The 14,896-nt window shown below is 68.3% G+C and carries 19 protein-coding genes; 11 read left to right on the forward strand and 8 right to left on the reverse strand.

All coding sequences use genetic code 11. The features are described from left to right. Positions 1 to 14: 14 nt before the first annotated feature. From IL252_RS05995 to IL252_RS06015, 5 genes are all read left to right on the forward strand, one after another. Positions 15 to 1,250, forward strand: coding sequence for an MBL fold metallo-hydrolase (locus tag IL252_RS05995; protein ID WP_208627254.1), 1,236 nt, complete (start codon positions 15 to 17; stop codon positions 1,248 to 1,250). Positions 1,251 to 1,331: 81 nt separating this feature from the next. Then, positions 1,332 to 1,952, forward strand: coding sequence for a hypothetical protein (locus IL252_RS06000; RefSeq protein WP_208627255.1), 621 nt, complete (start codon positions 1,332 to 1,334; stop codon positions 1,950 to 1,952). After that, complete coding sequence (locus tag IL252_RS06005) at positions 1,949 to 3,250, forward strand: hypothetical protein (RefSeq protein WP_208627256.1); 1,302 nt, start codon at positions 1,949 to 1,951, stop codon at positions 3,248 to 3,250. The genes IL252_RS06000 and IL252_RS06005 overlap by 4 nt, the downstream gene beginning before the upstream one ends. A 46-nt stretch (positions 3,251 to 3,296) precedes the next feature. After that, positions 3,297 to 3,608, forward strand: a complete 312-nt coding sequence (locus IL252_RS06010; RefSeq protein WP_208627257.1) for a cupin domain-containing protein — start codon at positions 3,297 to 3,299, stop codon at positions 3,606 to 3,608. A gap of 61 nt (positions 3,609 to 3,669) precedes the next feature. Continuing rightward, complete coding sequence (locus tag IL252_RS06015) at positions 3,670 to 5,112, forward strand: FAD-dependent oxidoreductase (protein WP_208627258.1); 1,443 nt, start codon at positions 3,670 to 3,672, stop codon at positions 5,110 to 5,112. On the opposite strand, the gene IL252_RS06020 is transcribed toward IL252_RS06015, so the two are convergent. Continuing rightward, on the reverse strand, positions 5,106 to 5,624 hold the full coding sequence (locus IL252_RS06020; protein WP_208627259.1) for a Rieske 2Fe-2S domain-containing protein: 519 nt from the start codon (positions 5,622 to 5,624) through the stop codon (positions 5,106 to 5,108). The two genes, IL252_RS06015 and IL252_RS06020, sit on opposite strands and share 7 nt — an antisense overlap. A gap of 88 nt (positions 5,625 to 5,712) precedes the next feature. On the opposite strand from IL252_RS06020, the gene IL252_RS06025 reads away from it, so the two are divergent. Continuing rightward, positions 5,713 to 5,877, forward strand: coding sequence for a hypothetical protein (locus IL252_RS06025; protein WP_170092654.1), 165 nt, complete (start codon positions 5,713 to 5,715; stop codon positions 5,875 to 5,877). A gap of 77 nt (positions 5,878 to 5,954) precedes the next feature. On the opposite strand, the gene IL252_RS06030 is transcribed toward IL252_RS06025, so the two are convergent. The 4 genes from IL252_RS06030 to IL252_RS06045 form a co-directional block, all read right to left on the reverse strand. Further along, positions 5,955 to 6,332 (reverse strand): metal-dependent transcriptional regulator, encoded by a 378-nt coding sequence (locus IL252_RS06030; protein WP_153554522.1) that lies wholly within the window; start codon positions 6,330 to 6,332, stop codon positions 5,955 to 5,957. Between the two features lie 5 nt (positions 6,333 to 6,337). Beyond that, positions 6,338 to 6,499: a hypothetical protein gene (locus IL252_RS06035; RefSeq protein WP_170092655.1), complete on the reverse strand. Its 162-nt coding sequence runs from the start codon at positions 6,497 to 6,499 to the stop codon at positions 6,338 to 6,340. A 128-nt stretch (positions 6,500 to 6,627) separates the two neighbouring features. Further along, positions 6,628 to 7,176: a DNA starvation/stationary phase protection protein DpsA gene (dpsA, locus tag IL252_RS06040; RefSeq protein ID WP_208627260.1), complete on the reverse strand. Its 549-nt coding sequence runs from the start codon at positions 7,174 to 7,176 to the stop codon at positions 6,628 to 6,630. 90 nt (positions 7,177 to 7,266) lie between these two features. Further along, positions 7,267 to 7,428, reverse strand: a complete 162-nt coding sequence (locus tag IL252_RS06045; protein ID WP_170092657.1) for a ribbon-helix-helix protein, CopG family — start codon at positions 7,426 to 7,428, stop codon at positions 7,267 to 7,269. A 137-nt stretch (positions 7,429 to 7,565) separates the two neighbouring features. Here IL252_RS06045 and IL252_RS06050 point away from each other — a divergent pair, with 137 nt between their 5' ends. Beyond that, on the forward strand, positions 7,566 to 7,973 hold the full coding sequence (locus tag IL252_RS06050; RefSeq protein WP_208627261.1) for a hypothetical protein: 408 nt from the start codon (positions 7,566 to 7,568) through the stop codon (positions 7,971 to 7,973). 11 nt (positions 7,974 to 7,984) lie between these two features. Here the strand turns inward: IL252_RS06050 and IL252_RS06055 are convergent, their stop codons facing one another. Next, entirely contained in the window at positions 7,985 to 8,713 is a 729-nt protein-coding gene (locus IL252_RS06055) for an NAD(P)/FAD-dependent oxidoreductase (protein ID WP_208627262.1), read from the reverse strand. 76 nt (positions 8,714 to 8,789) lie between these two features. Then, positions 8,790 to 10,007 carry an ABC transporter substrate-binding protein gene (locus IL252_RS06060; protein WP_208627263.1) on the reverse strand — a complete coding sequence of 406 codons (1,218 nt, stop codon included), beginning with the start codon at positions 10,005 to 10,007 and terminating at the stop codon, positions 8,790 to 8,792. A 101-nt stretch (positions 10,008 to 10,108) separates the two neighbouring features. Between IL252_RS06060 and IL252_RS06065 the strand changes: the two genes are divergently transcribed. The 3 genes from IL252_RS06065 to IL252_RS06075 all read left to right on the forward strand — a co-directional run bounded on the left by IL252_RS06065 (position 10,109) and on the right by IL252_RS06075 (position 13,401). After that, a complete protein-coding gene (locus IL252_RS06065) occupies positions 10,109 to 11,218 on the forward strand; it encodes an iron ABC transporter permease (protein WP_153554527.1) in 1,110 nt (369 codons plus the stop codon). After that, on the forward strand, positions 11,218 to 12,072 hold the full coding sequence (locus IL252_RS06070) for an ABC transporter ATP-binding protein (protein ID WP_208627264.1): 855 nt from the start codon (positions 11,218 to 11,220) through the stop codon (positions 12,070 to 12,072). Before IL252_RS06065 ends, IL252_RS06070 begins: the two co-directional genes overlap by 1 nt. Before the next feature lie 129 nt (positions 12,073 to 12,201). Next, complete coding sequence (locus IL252_RS06075) at positions 12,202 to 13,401, forward strand: ABC transporter substrate-binding protein (protein WP_208627265.1); 1,200 nt, start codon at positions 12,202 to 12,204, stop codon at positions 13,399 to 13,401. A 16-nt stretch (positions 13,402 to 13,417) separates the two neighbouring features. Here the strand turns inward: IL252_RS06075 and IL252_RS06080 are convergent, their stop codons facing one another. Continuing rightward, entirely contained in the window at positions 13,418 to 14,365 is a 948-nt protein-coding gene (locus IL252_RS06080; protein WP_208627266.1) for an oxidoreductase, read from the reverse strand. Positions 14,366 to 14,496: 131 nt separating this feature from the next. Between IL252_RS06080 and IL252_RS06085 the strand changes: the two genes are divergently transcribed. Next, positions 14,497 to 14,781 (forward strand): translation initiation factor eIF-1A, encoded by a 285-nt coding sequence (locus tag IL252_RS06085; protein ID WP_153554531.1) that lies wholly within the window; start codon positions 14,497 to 14,499, stop codon positions 14,779 to 14,781. Positions 14,782 to 14,896: the final 115 nt, after the last annotated feature.

Here is a 14,896-nt window from a genome sequence, read left to right on the forward strand (position 1 = left end):
CGTAGCCGGCGACGATGGACGTCGAGTTCCTGGGCGGGGCGGGCGAGATCGGTCGCAGCGCCGTGTTGATCGACGACTCGCTACTGATCGACTACGGCATGGCCAGCGAGTCGCCCCCGCAGTACCCCGTCGGCGACGTGGACCCGGACGCCGTCGTCGTCTCACACGGCCACCTCGACCACGTCGGCGCGGTGCCGGCGCTGCTCTCGGGGACCGAACAGCCCCCCGTCCACTGGACGCCACCGACCCGAGAGCTCGCGCTGACGCTGGCCGAAGACACGCTCAAGCTACACGGCGGGAGCCCGCGGTGCCCCTTCACCGAGAACGACGTGCGCCGGATCGGCGAGGTCTCGGAAACCCACGGCTACCGCGAGCCGTTCGAGGCGGCCGGTTACGAGGTGACGTTCTACGACGCCGGCCACATCCCGGGGAGCGCGCACGTCCTCGTTTCCGACGGCGACACCCGCCTCCTCTACACGGGCGACTTCCACACGGACGAGCAGCGCCTCGTCTCGGCGACGACCGACCGCCCCGACGCCGACGCCGTGATCTGTGAGTCCACGTACTCGGACGTGAGCCACGAGGATCGGGGCGACGTGGAAGCGTCCTTCGTCGAGACGCTGCGCACGACCGTCTGGCAGGGCGGGACCGTCGTCGTCCCTGCCTTCGCCATCGGCCGCACACAGGAGATCATGCTCGTCTGTGCGGCCCACGACATCGACTGCTACGTCGACGGGATGGGCCAGCGTGTCATCGAGCAGTTGCGCCACCACACCGCGTTCCTCCGGGACGCCGACGCCTTCCGCGGCGCGGTCTCGAACGCCCGGTTCGTCGACGGCCGCGACGGCCAGCGCCGACGGATCGCCGACCAGAACGCCGTCGTCGTCACCACGAGCGGGATGCTCTCGGGCGGGCCGGCGATGACCTACGTCCCGGCGATCGCCGACCAGCCGGTCAACACGATCGCGATGACCGGCTACCAGGTCGAGGGGACGCCGGGCAGGGACCTCCTCGAAACCGGCAGCGCCGAGATCGACGGCCGCGTGATGCCCGTCAGCGCGCAGGTCGAGGCGTACGACTTCTCCGCCCACGCCGACCGCGAGGGGCTCCAGTCGTTCCTCGACGCGTACCGAGACAGCCGACTGCTGATCAACCACGGGGACCGCTGTGAGTCGTTCGCCCGAGAGCTGCGAGCCGAGGGCTACGACGCCAGTGCGCCGACGCTGGGCGAGACGGTGACGCTGTCCTGACAGCGCCGGTGAGGCGACGGCCAGCGCAGTCCGGAGTGGGCGTCCCCAAGACGTTTGTGAGGTGTGGTCGGAGGAGAGAACATGGTCGAGCCCTCCCGCCGCGAGTGTCTCGCGGCGATCGCAGGCGGTACTGTCGCGGCGCTGGCTGGCTGCCAGTGGAACGCGGAGACGAGCGACGAACAGCCCGGCGACGGCCGAGAGCGAGTGACGGAGTACGAGGTGGCGTCGGTTCGCAATCCGGACGGGAAAGCGCTGTTCACCGAAGGCGAGACGCTCCCGACGCCGAGAGAGACCGACGATCGGCCGCCGGTGTACAGGCACACCTATCTCACCAGCGGCGACGATCTCGACGACGTGACGTTCGCGAAGACGAGCGAGGCACGTACGCTGGCATCGTTCGCCGAGGCGACGGCACTGGACGGCGAGGAGTCGGTGTACCTCTTCACGACGGCGATTCGAGCGTGCTCCGAGGTCCGTCTCCAGTGGGTCGAAGTCGACGCCAGCGGGCCGTCGGCGCAGTTCTGCCGGGCGCTGCGACCCGCCGACGTGGAGTGTCGGGCCACGGCCTACGAGACGACGGGGTTCGCGATCAGGTTCCCGTTTGCCGGCGAGCGGTTCTCCGGTCACGGCGCGGGCACGAGCAGCAGTTGCGGCCGGCCACCGCGTCCGGAGCCGTTCGATCCCACGGAGGGATCGCCATGAGCCGGCTCAGTCGCCGGCGGTTCCTGACAGCGATCGGGGTCGGAACAAGCGCGCTGGCGGGCTGCTCGGCGCTCCCGTCGAACGGGGACGACGAACCGGAGATCGACGACGACGCGATCGCGCGGGCGATTCGAGAACGCGAAGCGCCGTGGGTGCCGGCCACGAATCCGCTGTCTGTCCCGAGCAGTGCGATCGAGCACCACCGGACCGCGGCGCGTGAGACGCTGGAGCGCGTGCCGCCGGAGCTGTCCGTGCCCAACGGCGCGATAACCGAGAAGCTGCGCGAGCAGCGAGCGCGAGTCGCGACGGAGCTGGATTCGTCGGCCGAGGGAGCGCCCCGAAGGCGCCTGGCGACGTGGCGCGACCGCCGTGGGGACGCCGTCAACGTCCGGCGAGCGTACGAAGCGGCGAGCGGCGACGCCGACCGCGGGGCGTATCGCGATCGGTACGACGAGGTCCGGGCCGAGCGTGCGGCCGTCGAAGCGAGTCTCGACTATCGAGCCCCGGACCCCGTCGCTGCGACGGTTGGGTTCGCGACCGTCGAGTCGCTGCTCGACACGGCACGCGAGCGGCTCGGCCCGCGCTCGCCGTTCCCCGACCAGCCCGAGGCCGCCGTCTTCGCCGTCGGTGACAGCTGGGAGGCCATCGAGACGGCCGGGATCGAGACCGCCGACGCGCGTCGGCTACGAGACGCCTTCGTCGACGCCACCGACGGCACCGCCTGGCGGTCCCACCTGGCGGCGGCGAGCCGGCGGCTCGACCACTCGTTTCGGGCGACCCGGGATCGGGTCGCGGAGTACGTCGACGCCGAGGCGTCGGTACTGGACGCCGACGCCGCCACAGAGCCGCCGACCCGGCATCTGTTTCGGCAGGCGTCCGACGCCGTCGACTGGCGCACGGAGCACGCGGCTCAGGCCCGCGATCGCCACGACTACGCGACCGCCGTGATCGAGTCGGGGCGCGGGCTGGTCGCAGCAGAGGCGCTGGACCAGGTCGTCACGGAGATCGAGAGCGGCGAGTACCGGACGGCGGTGACCGAGGAGACGGTCCAGTCGGCCCACGCGTCGGCCGTGAGTGCCGTCGAGGACGCCGTCGCCGCGACGCCGCGGCCGCTTGCCGTCGCACTGGCGACGCCCGCCATCGAGGTGCTCTCTGGCGTCCGGCGGCGGCTCGACCGGTCGCCGTCCAGAGTCGCGCCCGAGCGGCTGCAGCCGAGACTGGACAGCGTCGTCCGGTACGCTCGTGTCGTACCCGACGCGACGGCGTTCGTCGCGGGGCGACTCGCAGTCGAGGGGTGACCGACGGGACGAAACGAATTTCCGGCGGCCGGGTCGACGGGCGGACATGCGACAGGCCCACCTCGACTTCGAGCAGTACTTCTCGATCGCGATGGAGACCGAGGAGGCCCAGGCCGCCGAGATGACCGTCGAGCCGGGCCGAGCCGTCGGTGGCCCGGAGAACGTCCACGCCGACAGCGACCAGTGGTGCTACGTCGTCGCGGGCACGGGTGTCGCGACCGTCGACGGCGCGGACAATCGGATCGAGGCCGGCGACCTGCTCCTGATCGAGGCCGGCGAGGCCCACGCGATCGAAAACGGCGGCGACGAGCCGCTGCGGACGGTCAACGTCTACACGCCGCCCCGATCCGATCGGTGAGTCCACAGGAGTTGCTCGACCGCACCCCGTTGCTAAGGTGGTGGCCGTCGAACCCCGAACCATGCCAGATCCGTTCGTCGCGATCGGTGGCGACGCAGCCGGCCTGAGCGCCGCCAGCAAGTGCAAGCGCGAGCAGCCAGAGCGGGACGTGATCGTCTTCGAGAAGGGGTCGTGGGTGTCCTATTCGCACTGCGGGATGCCCTACTTCGTGAAAGGCGAGGTCGAACGGCTGGACGAGCTGCTGTCGCTGTCGCCCGCGGAGATCCGGGAGCGCGGGATCGACCTCCGACGAGGGCACGAGGTCGTGGCGATCGACAGCGACGAACGCGTCCTCACCGTCGAGACGAGCGCGGGCGACCGTCTCGAACAGCCCTACGGCGACCTCCTGATCGGGACCGGCGCGCGTGCGGTCACGACGCCGATCGAGGGGAGCGGTCGCGACGGCGTCCACACGATGCACGGGCTGGACTCGGCCGCGGCCGTCCGCGCGCACCTGCTCGATCCGGCGGTCGACGCCGTCGCCGACGTGGGCGGCGAGGAGTTCGTCGACCGGGAACTGGTCGAGCGCTACGCCGCATTCGAGCCCCCCGAGACCGTGGCGATCGTCGGCGGGGGCTACGTCGGCATCGAGATGGCGGAGGCGTTCAGCGCCCACGGGCTGGACGTTCACCTCTTCCAGCGTGGCGAGCACGTCCTCGCGCCCTTCGGGGAAGCGGTCGCCGAGGTCGTCGAGGCGGAACTCGCCGCCGAGGGCGTCACGCTCCACCTCGGCGAGGAGGTCCAGCGCCTCGACGGCGACGACGGCCGAGTCGAGCACCTCGTCTGTGCAGGCGGCGCGTCGCTGGCGGTCGATCTGGCGCTCGTTGGCATCGGGATCCGGCCCAACACGGATCTCCTCGCCGACACGCCGATCGAGACCGGCGTCGCCGACGCCGTCGCGGTCGACGACTACGGCCGGACGAACGTCGGCGGCGTCTACTCGGCGGGCGACTGTGCGACGATGCGCCACGCGGTCACCGGCGAGTCCGACTGGGTGCCGCTGGGCCTGACTGCGAACCGGGCCGGGCGAGCGATCGGCGCGACCGTCGCAGGCGACCCGACGCCGGTGGGCGACATCGCGGGGACCGCCGTCGTCAAGGCCTTCGAGCAGGAGTGTGGCCGGACCGGTCTCGTCGATCGCGAGGCGGCCAGCGACGCCGGCTTCGATCCGGTCAGCGAGACGATCACCGCCGGCTCGCGGTCGGGCTACTACCCCGGCAGAGCCGAGACGACGGTGACGCTGGTCGCCGACCGGGACAGCGGCCGTCTGCTGGGCGGGACCATCGTCGGCACCGACCGCGCGGCGATCCGGATCGACATCGTCGCGATGGCGCTGGAACAGGACGCGACCGTGGGAGAACTGGAGCGGTCCGATCTGGCCTACGCGCCGCCGTTCTCGCCCGTCTGGGACCCCGTCCTGACGGCCGCGAAGGTGCTCGGCTCGTCGGTCGAAGAGCGTTACTGACCGAGCACGCGGGCCGACTCGAACCGATCGTCGGTCAGGTAAACCGCGTCGTCGTCGACCGCGACGGCGACCGCGTCGAGCGCGTCGCCGGCACAGGGACCGTGCGTACACGTCCCCTCGCCGCCGGAGAACTGCGCACCGTGTTTGTGACAGACGAGATCGTCGCCGCGGACGATCGCGCCGGTCCCCGGATCGAGCGGGACCTCCGGTCGGTGGGGACAGGAGTTGCGCCAGGCGACGACCGCGTCGTCGATCCGGCGCAAGATGCAGTCGACGCCGTGGGACGGGCCGCGGGCCTCGAACCGAATGGTCGAGTCCGTCGGGACCGCGTCGAGATCGACGATCCGCCTGGGGTCGTCTCCGGCCACCGGGCCGTCGTCGTCGGACGCGCTCTCACCGAGGTCGAACCGGACGGTCGCGTCGCCGGCCGAGAGCGCGCACTCGCCGTCCGAGAACAGCGCCGTCTCGGTCTCGTCGTCGTGTTCGACCGTCACGCGGAACCGGTCACTCATCGCCCACACTCGATTCGGCGGGCCTAAAAGATTGCCGATCGGCGGGAGCGCCGTAACGATGTAGTGTCGTCGGGTCGAGTGACTACGTATGGACTCCGAAGACGTCGCCGTCGACGTGGAAGTCGAGGTAGAACTGGACACGGCCGAACTCGAAGCCGAGATCGAGGACGCGACCGAGTACGAGGCGACCCTCGAAGGCGACGGCATCGAGATCGAACTGGAGGCAGCAGTCGAGTTCACCGGCGAGGACTGATTGGCGAGGCGAGACCGTCGCTCGCACCGTCTGCGTCGGGCTGACAAACGGTAATTGCGGCAGCACTCGCCGCCGTGTCACTGGGCCGGGACGCTCTCGTCGCCGTCCAGCAGGAGGTCGTCGAGTCGGTCGGCGACGATGGGACTGACCGTGTCGACGACCTCGCGGGCCTCTCGTTCCGGAGCGTCCAGTTCGAGCACCTCCTCGAAGAACGCCGACAGCGTCCGGTAGGTGTCGTACAGCTCGGTCGCCCGCTCGCGCCCGCGATCGGTCAGCGTGACGCCCTCGTACGGTTCGTAGTCGACGAGTCCGTCGTCTGCGAGGCGCTGGAGCATCTCCGTGGTCGCCGACGGAGAGCGACCCATCGCCCGTGCCACGCTGCCCGGCTCGACCGGCGATCCGTCGGTCCGTTCTCGATCGTAGACGACGACCAGGTACTGAGCGACGCGCTCCATCGGGCTCAGCGGCGCACGTCGACGACGAGGTCCGTCGCGATCCACCCCTCCGTGTTGTCCGACTCGATGAAGGTGCGCGTCCCGGGGCAGGTCTCGCACACGTCGATCGACGGGCGATCTGTCGCCGGCTCGCCCGCGCTGTCGTCGGGCGCAGTCGTCGTTGCCATACCCGTATTTTAGGTACACCTAAAATTAAAGCTTCGGGTGATCGCGGCCGCCGAGAGGCGAGAATCCCGTCGCTGTTCGACGTTTGTTTAGCCGCGCCTAAAAGTGTGGGGTGTCGGTCGCCGAACGCTTACTGCATCGCGCTCTCGGTGACGAGCGTGTCGTCTTCGAGGTAGTGTTCGATGTGGTGGACCGCGTCCTCCAGCTCGACCAGCTGCTCGCGGAGCATCTGTGCGCTGGCGTGGTCGCCGAGGCCCTCGGTGAGCTCGATGTGGCTCCGGGCGGCCTCGATGATCTCGCCGTACACGTCCACGTCGTTGGCCAGCGAGGTGCGGATGTCGTACACGTCCTCGTCCTCGGGCTCGACGGTCGCCTCGGATTCGAGCGTCGCGGCGCTCGCGTGCGGGACACCGCCAAGCGCCTGGACGCGCTCTGCGAGTTCGTCGGCGGCCTCCTCGGCCTCTTCTGCGGCCTCGCCGAGGAACAGGTGGAGATCGCGGAACTCGGCACCCTCGACGTTCCAGTGGTGCTTTCGGAGCTGGTGGTACAGCACGTAGACGTTCGCGAGGTCGGCGTTGAGCGCGTCGACGATCTGCTCGACTTTCTCCTGTTCGAGTCGGAGTGCTTCGCTGGCTTCGACGGTACCGGCCTGCTTCAGGGTCGACTGTTTCTGACTCATACTCAGTGGTTCGTCCCCGACCCACTTCAAACTTTTCAAAATTTTTATATTTTTTCGCACCGCCTAAACCGGGCGACGCGTCCGGCGGCGTCACTCCCCGTCGCGCTCTTTGAGCCACTCGTCCAGGAGGTCGCGGATCGCCGCCTCGCGGTTGTCGCGGTGCTCGGCGAAGGCCTTCTCGTCGATCGCGTCGAGCAGCTCCTCGTCCAGTTCGAGCTCCACGGCTTCCAGATCCAGGTACGCCTCGTCCATCGGGTGGGAGCGACGAACCCCGCGGATAAATAGCCTCGTCAGACGACCGTCTGGCGTTCGTGTGACGCCCACCACGCGGCGAGATCGGGTCCTCGACGGGCGGAACGGTTTCGGCACCGGAGTACGTACGGTAACATATGTCACACAGTGTCGACCGCTCCGAGCTGACAGACACCGAACGGGCGGCCTTGCACCGGCTGCAGTTGGGTGTCGAACACGTCTACCGAGGGTACGGGTCGCTGTTGGCCTGTCACCACAGCATCGGCCACGGGATGGACCACTTCGAGGCCGCCCGCGAGTTGCTCGCTGAGGCGGGTCACGAGGCGTACGCCGAGGCGTTGCGAGAGGACATCCTCCCGGCGGGACTCGTCGACGACCGGTGGACCTACGAGCTCGTCGACGCGGCCCGGACGGGGTTCGTCGACGACGTAGCGACGCTCGAAGCGGCGATTCGGGCGGACCTCGCCGACGGCGAACGACACGTCAGCGAGCGACGGTTACAGCGCCGCTGGCGCAGGCGAGCCGAGGAGAGAGACCGAAAGTAGCGACGACGGCGTCACTCGGTGAGGGTCGGGTGCGTCTCCGGTGGCTCCGGGTGGGGGTCGGCGAGCGTCTCGCGCAGTCGCGCCCGAGCCCGTTCTTCCCGCCGATGGCGTTCGTCGGCGTCGATCTCCTCACACCCCGGCGGCAGGTCGCGACCGCGGTCGGTGAAGTAGCCTTCGGGGACGACCCAGTCGTGGTAGAACGGCGCGTCGTCGTCGGTCAGCAGCGTCACGGCCACCTCGGCCCCGTGGCCGGCACAGACGACGGCCTGGTGGGGTTTCTCGGCCAGCCGACCGGCCGCGTAGAGGCCCTCGACGCCGGTGCGTCCGTGCTCGTCCGTGTCGACGAAGGTCTTGCCCCGGTCGATCAGACCGACGCCGTCGATCTCGCTCAGGTAGCTCGTCTCGTTTTTCGTCGCCGCGATCACGTAGTCGCTCGTGTACCGCTCTCCGGCGTCGGTCTCGACGGTGAAGCCGTCCGACGAGTGGGTGACGGTCTCGACGGTCGCCAGCCGCCGCTGGGCTCCCGCCCGCTGGGCCTGTTCGCCCAGCAGATCGAGGAACTGGCGGGCGTCGATCCCGGCCGGGAAACCGGGGACGTTCTCCAAGTGGGCGTTGCGCCGGAGGATCGAGCCGCCAGCGTCGAGCACGAGCGTCTCGAAGTCGGCGCGGGCGGTGAAGACGCCGGCCGACAGGCCAGCGACGCCGCCGCCGGCGATCAGTACGTCGTAGCGTTCGGGCATGTGTCTGGGTCGTGTTCGGCGTGAGTATAGCAGCGTCGAATCGTTCGGTCGGCTGTGGAACGTCTCGGTCGATACGTCAGCGCGTGACGATCTCGGCGACTCGCTGGCGGTCGAAGAGCCGTTCGCCCTCGGGGATCTCCGGGTAGTGGTCGCCGTCGGTGTAGGCCGGCCACTCGCCGAAGATCTCGGGATAGAGCTGTTTGGCACCCATCTCCAGCTGGAAGAGATTCATGATCGGCCCCTGGTAGCGCATCCCCGCCGGGTAGACGCGATCGTTCTCGACCGCCGAGAGCTGGCTGCCGGAGGCGCTGTCTTCGAGTCGCGTGCGCGTGTCGGTGATGCTGTAGTCGGGCGTCATCCCCCAGAGGTGGAGGAACACGTCCGGATCGGCTTCCAGCATCGTCTCGTAGTCGACCGTCCCCCAGAGGCCGCCCCAGTCCTGATCGGCGAAAGCGTCGTTCGCACCGAGCGGGCGCGTGTCGGCCAGCCAGTAGCCGGGTTCGTTGAGGTGGTACGTCCAGAAGGTCTCGCCGTCACCCGAGAGGGTCGCACGCACCGCGGTCGGCCGGTCCTCGACGGGCGGGAGCTGCGACTGGATTCGCTCGACGAGATCGGCGTGGACGGCGGCCAGCGCCTCGTAGCGTTCGCGCTCTCGAAACACGTCGGCGACCGCGCCGAACAGCTCCCAGAGGTCGTAGTACTGGTAGTCGTCGTACCCTTCGGGCGGCTGGCCGTGGGTCCCGCTGTAGAAGTTCCCGAACCACGGACCCAGCTGGGTCGCGACCTCCTCGACGTCGTCTGTGTCCCAGTTGTCCTGTGTCGTGACCCACGCCGGATCGGTCAGGTGGACATCGGCGTCGTGGGTGTACAGCCGTTCTTTCGAGAAGCCGTCGGCGAGCGGGTCCGACAGCCGCTCCCAGTCGAGCGAGACGCCGTCGAGGTGGTGGTAGTAGTGGTTCATCGTCGTCCCGGACATCTCGGGGACGTAGACGCTCTGGACCGCGTCGCCGTGGCCCAGCGCGACGGCCATATCGAGGTACTGGGGGTAGACGGTAAACACCGTCTCGGGAACGGCGTCGAACGACACCGTACCGGCCGGCGACAGCGTCGCGGTGTGACCGGCGTCGGTCGTCGTCTCCGTCCGAGTCCGAGGCTGGGCCGTGTCGTCGGGGGTCGATCCGTCGCTGCCGTCTGGCTCCGTCGCGTCGCTGCCCGTACAGCCCGCCAGAGCCGTCCCGGCGGCGATCGAACTCGCGACGAACCGTCGGCGTGTCGAGGAGTGATCGTCTGCCATTGCTTTTCGGCTTGCCTAAAACGATAAATGCCTTGCGATTTTTAGGCCCGCCGAATAAACCGGAACTGATACAAGTGATGTTAGGGACACCTAAAATATACATGGCCGGGACCCACCCAACCGACACGCCCACCGAGGCGGGCCACCAGCGCAGTTGGCTCACCGGCCGTCTCGCGGCCTTCTGTCTCGCCAGCGCGGCGGTCACACTGTTCGCGGGACTGCTACAGGTGAGCTTCGGCTCGTACTCGATGACGATCGCGACGGCCTGGCGCTCCGTGTTCGACCCCTCGATCGTCTTCGACCCCGCCGTCTGGAACGCCCTCCTGCTGGGCGGAGCGTTGCCCGAGATGACAAACGAATCGCTGATCGTCTGGAACATTCGCCTCCCGCGAGTGCTCGTCGCCGTCGTCACCGGCGCGACGCTCGGCGTCTCGGGTGCCATCTTCCAGGCGGTGACCCGCAACGAACTCGCCAGCCCCTACATCCTAGGCGTCAGCTCCGGCGCGGGGCTGGCCGTCCTGCTGACGCTGGTCGTGTTCAGCGGCCTCGCGCCGTTCCTGCCGCTGATCGCGGCGGCCGGCGGGACCGTCGCGTTCGCGCTCGTCTACGCGATCGCCTGGAAGGGCGGGACCAGTCCGGTCCGGCTGGTGCTTGCCGGCGTCATCGTCGGCACCGTCTTCCAGTCGCTCCAGACCGGCCTGTTCTTCTTCGCGGACGACCTCGGGGTCGTCCAGTCGGCGATCGCCTGGACGACCGGCTCGCTGACCGGCACCGACTGGGAGCAGGTGCGGCTGTCGATCGTTCCGGCGACGTTCGCGATCGTGCTCGCGCTGGCCGGCGCGCGACAGCTCAACGTCCTCCTGCTCGGCGAACGCACCGCTCAGTCGCTCGGCATGCGAGTCGAGCGGGTGCGCTTCCTGCTGTCCGGCGTCGCGATTCTCGCGGCCAGTACGGCCATCGCCGTCGCCGGCATCGTCGGCTTCGTCGGGCTGATCGTCCCCCACATCGTGCGCAACGTCGTCGGGGGCGACTACCGCCGGCTGATGATCGGTTGCCTGTTCGCCGGACCCGCGCTGATGGTCGTCGCCGACGTGGGCGCACGCCTCGCACTGAGTCCAGTACAGGTCCCGGTCGGCGTGGTGACGGGACTGATCGGTGGCCCGTACTTCCTGTACCTGATGCGCAAACAGCAACAGATGGGTGAGATCTGATGGCGGAACTGGACGACCAGCCCGGGACGGTCCGGGAGTGGGCTACCGACGCCGACGGGGTGCCGATCGAGAGTGCGATCGTCGCCGAGGACCTCGACTTGCGCTATCCGACCAGCGAGGAAGCCGTCGTCGACTGTGCCCGCCTCGACGTGCCGGAAGGCGAGGTGACGGCACTGGTCGGCCCCAACGGGAGCGGGAAGTCGACGCTGCTGAAGGCGCTGGCCAACCACCTCGAACCCGAGGCCGGGACGGTCCGACTCCACGGCGAGGACATCCAGACGTTCCAGCAGTCCCAGCTGGCGCGGGAACTGGGCGTGCTCTCCCAAGAGAACGAGTCGCCCGATTCGATCACCGTCGAAGACCTGGCCTACCACGGTCGCTACCCTCACCGAGGCTTTTTCGACGCCGTCGGCCCGGAGGACCGCCAGGCCGTCGAGCAAGCCCTGGAGCAGGCGGGCGTCGAACACCTGCGAGACACCGAGCTGGGGCAGCTCTCGGGCGGCCAGAAACAGCTGGCCTGGATCGCGATGGTGCTGGCCCAGCAGACCGACGTGCTCTTGCTCGACGAGCCGACGACGTTCCTCGACCTGCACCACCAGTTTCGGGTGCTGGAGACGGTCCGACAGCTCAACGAGCGAGAGGACGTGACCGTCGCCGTCGTCCTCCACGACATCGCGCAGGCCGCCCGCTTCGCCGACAACCTCGTCGCGATGCGAGACGGCCAGCTGTACGACTGGGGGCCGCCCCGCGAGGTCGTCACCGAGCAGCTCCTCGCCGACGTGTTCGGCGTCGAGGCCCGCATCCAGCACGAACCGGAGCTGCAGATCCTCCCCCAGCGGGCTCTCTCGGAATGATTGTTTTCTGATAGTAGACCAGAAAAATTCCAGAAATCGGGTCTACACTGCTGAACGGTTCTATCTCCGGCAGCACGACACCAGTTAGGTTCGGAACCCTTTAGTATTTTTAGGTAAGCCTAAAATTTGATGACGGACGAATCACGCCGATCGCGGACGCGGCGAACCGTACTGAAAACCGGAGCGACACTGGGCGCGGCCGCGCTCGCTGGCTGTGCCGAAACGACCGGCGGTGGAGACACGAGCGATAGCACGTCGACCGAGACGAACACGCCAGTCGACACCACAGACGCGGGCTCCGAGGCGACCGACACGCCCACGGAGACGGCCGCCGACACGGGCTACTCGGTCTCCATGGAGCCGATCGGGACCGTCGAGTTCGACGCGGTCCCCGAGACCTGGGTCGCCAACAACGGCAGCTGGGCCGACATGGGGATCGCACTGGGCCAGCAGCCACCCGAAGGCGTCTGGCTGCCCGGCCGCTATCACACCCACTACTACGACGACATTCCCGGCGTCAGCGTCGACACCGACGAGATGACCGCGCTGTATCAGGACGGCGTCAGCAAAGAGCGGTTCTACGCGCTGGAGGGCGACGTACACGTCATCGACCCGAACTTCCTGCAGAACCGCTTCAAGGGCTGGGAGCAAAGCGACGTCGACGAGGTCGCCGAGACGGTCGCGCCCTTCTTCGGCAACAGCATCTTCTCCGGCGGGTACAGCTGGCACGAGGACTACCAGTACTACGACCTGTACGAGGCCTTCGAGAAGCTCGCGGCGGTGTTCCAGCAACGGGACCGCTTCGAGGCCTTCGACGCCCTGCACGAGGAGTTCCAGTCCTCGCTGGACGACATCGTTCCGCCGGAAGGCGAGCGTCCCGAAGTCGCGATCATGTGGGCCGGCAGCGACGAGCCCGAGAAGTTCTCTCCCTACCTCATCAGCCAGGGTACGAGCTTCAAGCAGTGGCGCGATCTCGGCGTCCGGGACGCGCTGGCCGAGACAGACGTACAGGACTTCCACGAGAGCCGTGGCCGAATCGACTTCGAGACGCTGTTGAAGATCGATCCCGAGAACATCATGTTCCGGGGGCAGGAAGGAAAGAGCCGCGAGGCCTTCGAGGACACCGTCGTCGCCCACATGGAGAACCACGAGGTCGCCAGCCAGCTCACCGCAGTCGAGAACGGTGACGTGTACCGCGGCGGCCCGCTGTACCAGGGGCCGATCACGAACCTCGTCCTCACCGAGCGAGCGGCCCGGCAGGTCTACGGCGTCGACGAACAGCTGTTCGACCGCCAGCGCGTCGCGGCTATCGTCAGCGGCGAGTTCTGAGACTATCGTCGCCCATTCAGGCAGTCGTCACCGCCACCTCGAAGTCGTACTCGACGCCGGTCAGGTCCTCGGAGACGTGCCAGAGTTTGCTCGCGGTCGCCGTGTTGTACGAACGGGCACTCGAATCCTGCACCGCGGGCGCACCGCGCATGTGCAGCAGTCCACCGGGGCCGACGTACTCGCCGCCGGAGACCTCGTCGTGGGTCGCCGCGTACAGCATCGGGAGCGCGCCCTGGGCCGCCGACTGAGCGACGAGGGCGTTGACGGCCTGCATCAGCGCCGCGCCGACGGCCCCCGCCCCCGCCTCGCCGGCCCGTCGCTGGAGGTCGCTGTCGGCGTAGCCGGGGTGACAGACCACGCTCGTCACGTCGATCCCCGCCTCGTCGGCCCGTCGGTCGAGCTCGTAGCCAAAGAGGACGTTCGCGAGCTTGCTCTGTGAGTAGGCCGACCACCGGCCGTACGATCGCTCGCCCTGGAGGTCCTCGAAGTCGATCTCGCCGTTCTGGTGGGCACCGCTGGACTGGGTGACGACGCGCGCGCCGTCGGTCGCGGCGAGCGTATCCAGCAGGTGACCGGTCAGCGCGAAGTGACCCAGGTGGTTGATCCCGAGTTGCCGTTCGAAGCCGTCGGCGGTCTCGCCGCGGGGCAGCGCCATCACGCCCGCGTTGTTACAGAGCACGTGTAGCTCGTCGTATGCAGACGTAAACGCTTCGGCGAAGTCGGCGACGGCGTCGAGGTCGGCGAGGTCACACGCCATCACGTCGAGGTCGGCGTTGGCGACGCTGCGGTCGATCTCGCGTGCCGCGCGCTCGCCGCGCTCGGTCGACCGACAGGCCATGACGACGGTCGCGCCCCGCCGGGCGAAGGCCTTCGTGGCCTCGTAGCCGATCCCGCTGTTCGCGCCCGTGACGACGACCGTTCGGTCGTCCAACGACGGCATGTCGCGTGCTGTCCAGTCAGTCATCACTCGCTCTAGCGGGTCGCCACACAGAAAGGTGGTACCAAACGGCGAGTGAAGAGCGACCGCACACAGTCCGTGTGACACGCTACCTCGTCTCGCCGAATAGTTATCCGTCTCGGGCTCGTCTTTATGTTGTGAGCGAGAATTCCGGGCGTCGAAACCTTCGAATGCCCAACGACGACGAGCTGTTCGCCGTAGTGACAGAGCACAACGGCGGCAATCACGTACGCGTGCAGTGCGAAGACGGCAAGGAGCGCATGGGGCGGATCCCCGGCCGAATGAAGTTCCGAACGTGGATCGAGACGGACGACGTGGTCCTCGTGGAACCGTGGGACTGGCAGGACGAGAAAGCCAACATCGAGTGGCGCTACACCAGCCAGGACGCCGACCAGCTGCGCGACGAAGGCCACATTCAGTAACGCTTCTCTCGCAGATTTACCGGACGCGCCCACGCCGAGGAGCGTGCGGACTGTCGAGTGAGTGTGTGATGCAAACTCACTGACCGGACGAACTCGGTTCGTCCTCACTCTCCGA

Source organism: Halomicrobium sp. IBSBa, assembly GCF_017612575.1.
GTDB lineage: Archaea > Halobacteriota > Halobacteria > Halobacteriales > Haloarculaceae > Halomicrobium.

Bases quoted from the DNA above. Each gene is read 5' to 3' on its own strand.
- IL252_RS05995 (WP_208627254.1), top strand. From the start codon at position 15: ATGGACGTCGAGTTCCTGGGCGGGGCGGGCGAGATCGGTCGCAGCGCC.
- IL252_RS06000 (WP_208627255.1), top strand. From the start codon at position 1,332: ATGGTCGAGCCCTCCCGCCGCGAGTGTCTCGCGGCGATCGCAGGCGGT.
- IL252_RS06005 (WP_208627256.1), top strand. From the start codon at position 1,949: ATGAGCCGGCTCAGTCGCCGGCGGTTCCTGACAGCGATCGGGGTCGGA.
- IL252_RS06010 (WP_208627257.1), top strand. From the start codon at position 3,297: ATGCGACAGGCCCACCTCGACTTCGAGCAGTACTTCTCGATCGCGATG.
- IL252_RS06015 (WP_208627258.1), top strand. From the start codon at position 3,670: ATGCCAGATCCGTTCGTCGCGATCGGTGGCGACGCAGCCGGCCTGAGC.
- IL252_RS06020 (WP_208627259.1), bottom strand. From the start codon at position 5,624: ATGAGTGACCGGTTCCGCGTGACGGTCGAACACGACGACGAGACCGAG.
- IL252_RS06025 (WP_170092654.1), top strand. From the start codon at position 5,713: ATGGACTCCGAAGACGTCGCCGTCGACGTGGAAGTCGAGGTAGAACTG.
- IL252_RS06030 (WP_153554522.1), bottom strand. From the start codon at position 6,332: ATGGAGCGCGTCGCTCAGTACCTGGTCGTCGTCTACGATCGAGAACGG.
- IL252_RS06035 (WP_170092655.1), bottom strand. From the start codon at position 6,499: ATGGCAACGACGACTGCGCCCGACGACAGCGCGGGCGAGCCGGCGACA.
- dpsA (WP_208627260.1), bottom strand. From the start codon at position 7,176: ATGAGTCAGAAACAGTCGACCCTGAAGCAGGCCGGTACCGTCGAAGCC.
- IL252_RS06045 (WP_170092657.1), bottom strand. From the start codon at position 7,428: ATGGACGAGGCGTACCTGGATCTGGAAGCCGTGGAGCTCGAACTGGAC.
- IL252_RS06050 (WP_208627261.1), top strand. From the start codon at position 7,566: ATGTCACACAGTGTCGACCGCTCCGAGCTGACAGACACCGAACGGGCG.
- IL252_RS06055 (WP_208627262.1), bottom strand. From the start codon at position 8,713: ATGCCCGAACGCTACGACGTACTGATCGCCGGCGGCGGCGTCGCTGGC.
- IL252_RS06060 (WP_208627263.1), bottom strand. From the start codon at position 10,007: ATGGCAGACGATCACTCCTCGACACGCCGACGGTTCGTCGCGAGTTCG.
- IL252_RS06065 (WP_153554527.1), top strand. From the start codon at position 10,109: ATGGCCGGGACCCACCCAACCGACACGCCCACCGAGGCGGGCCACCAG.
- IL252_RS06070 (WP_208627264.1), top strand. From the start codon at position 11,218: ATGGCGGAACTGGACGACCAGCCCGGGACGGTCCGGGAGTGGGCTACC.
- IL252_RS06075 (WP_208627265.1), top strand. From the start codon at position 12,202: ATGACGGACGAATCACGCCGATCGCGGACGCGGCGAACCGTACTGAAA.
- IL252_RS06080 (WP_208627266.1), bottom strand. From the start codon at position 14,365: ATGACTGACTGGACAGCACGCGACATGCCGTCGTTGGACGACCGAACG.